The sequence below is a fragment of the Bradyrhizobium sp. Kon58 genome (assembly GCF_055807455.1).
On the sequence record NZ_JBVVOT010000442.1, the window covers coordinates 1 to 270 of the forward strand.

Consider the following 270-nt stretch of genomic DNA (forward strand, 5'->3'; position numbering starts at 1 on the left):
GCAGCGAGTATTTTGGTTTCAGGAGCTTCTTACACTCACTTACCACCGAGACTTTTCCAAGCCCATAGTTGCGCAGTGGTAACCTGAATCGACTGCTTGCCTCCTGCGAATACCGCGCGGTATTTTTTGATGTGCAGTGGTTGGCGATGTTCAGGCTGACATTCGATTTGACCGTACAGCGCACGACCCTCCAAGAGGATCAGTTGAATGGCATTTACCACCCTGATACTGGATGCCCCCGGCCCGCCGTTGCTGTTTGAGGAAGTCGAT

1 protein-coding gene is annotated in these 270 nt (G+C 52.2%); it reads right to left on the reverse strand.

Going from position 1 to position 270, the window contains the following annotated elements; translation table 11 throughout:
* Positions 1-35: 35 nt before the first annotated feature.
* A partial coding sequence (locus tag AC0L20_RS41080; protein WP_473295839.1) for a hypothetical protein occupies positions 36-270 on the reverse strand: 235 nt, incomplete at its 5' end.